Origin of the sequence: Streptomyces sp. NPDC002130, assembly GCF_040296465.1 — a bacterium.
Classification (GTDB): domain Bacteria; phylum Actinomycetota; class Actinomycetes; order Streptomycetales; family Streptomycetaceae; genus Streptomyces.
Genome location: NZ_JBEOXI010000958.1, coordinates 1 through 1277, shown reverse-complemented (window position 1 = coordinate 1277; position 1277 = coordinate 1). Strand labels below are relative to the sequence as shown.

Sequence of the window (1277 nt, the reverse complement as noted above, 5' to 3'; positions counted from 1 at the left end):
AAGAATCATCATGTTGACGAACCGATTTCGACGGTGTCGGCAGGCGGAATCCACCACGCATTCGTCGTGCCGATGCGCAACAACAACACCGTGAAAGCGATCACCGATCCGCTCGATACGTTCGCAGCGAACGGACTGCATCACGGACTGGCCAGTGCCGAGTCGCTGTCCGTCGACGACTGCTTGTTCCGGATGCTCGAACCGCACGAGATCGCAGCAGGAATGGCCTTCCCGTCGGACTACACGATCCTCGGCAACAAACGCGAACAGGTGCGGCAGGCCGGAAACGCTGTGACGCCACCGGCCGCACGTGACCTGATCGCGGCCGTCGCAGAATCGTTGGGGGTGGCGGCATGATCGTCCGGGGACGCGAACTGCCGTTGATTCGCCCAATCGAGACCCAGTGGGGCATCTACCAGCCGGGTTGGGTGGTGAAGATCCTGTTCGGCGCCGACGGTGGGGGACTGCGAGTGTGCCTCGACATGGACGGGCACTCGCCGTCCGCGGTATGCCACGAGGCGACCGTCGTCTCCGACGACCTGTTCGTCTGGCCCCGCAACATCAAGCACGGCACGGACCGTGGCCATTCCCGGCACCGGTCGCACATGGAACCCCCGTGCCAGGAATGCCGCGACCACTTCGCGCGCACGAAACGCGCGCAGCGGATCCGCACCGGCACCCAAGCCGGCATCAAAGTTCCGAGGGACTTCCTCGCCGAGCTGCTGCAGAACGCTCCGCTGCCGGCGTGGGAGAAAGCCGAGCAGATGTGGGGGAGGGCGACCCTCGATGCGCTCCTCGAGGCGTCATGATCGCGCACTGGATATTGGGGTAGATCCGGTGCCCTGGCACCACCTGTAGACGACGGTTGCCGATGCCCCTGCCATAGGTGTCTAGTGTCTAATTGAAGACTAGATAACCCTCTGGCAGGGGTTCAGCTTCACCTAGCGACACCCATCGATTCGCGCCCGATCCGGCGCACGTTTCACCCCCGGAAGGACACCCACATGGTCACTCAGGGCGGGCGCAAATACGCGCAACTGCTCAAGTCCATCTGGAACGACACAGATTGGCGAGCCCTCTCGAGGGACGCCCAGTGGCTCTACGAGTTGTTGATCTCGCAGTCGTCCATGAACTACGCCGGAGTCCTGGACTTGACTATCAGACGGTGGTCGAACCTTGCCTGCGACACGACACCCGCCGACGTGACACGTCATCCTCGTCGACGCGCTGAACTCCAAGAGCATCGCCACCGACGTGCAGAAGGCCAAGGACGCCGG

At 63.1% G+C, this 1277-nt stretch carries 3 protein-coding genes; all 3 read left to right on the top strand.

Annotated elements, in window-relative coordinates:
- Nucleotides 1-357, top strand: a 357-nt coding sequence (locus ABT116_RS47390) for a DNA cytosine methyltransferase (protein WP_351647595.1), incomplete at its 5' end; no start/stop codon positions are given.
- Nucleotides 354-809 carry a hypothetical protein gene (locus ABT116_RS47385; protein ID WP_351647593.1) on the top strand — a complete coding sequence of 152 codons (456 nt, stop codon included), beginning with the start codon at nucleotides 354-356 and terminating at the stop codon, nucleotides 807-809. The genes ABT116_RS47390 and ABT116_RS47385, both read left to right, overlap by 4 nt.
- A gap of 195 nt (nucleotides 810-1004) precedes the next feature.
- Nucleotides 1005-1277 (top strand): hypothetical protein (locus tag ABT116_RS47380; RefSeq protein ID WP_351647591.1); only part of this gene is annotated, 273 nt, incomplete at its 3' end.

What these genes read in the sequence shown, in the direction of transcription:
- ABT116_RS47385 (WP_351647593.1), top strand. Translation starts at nt 354, where the DNA reads ATGATCGTCCGGGGACGCGAACTGCCGTTGATTCGCCCAATCGAGACC.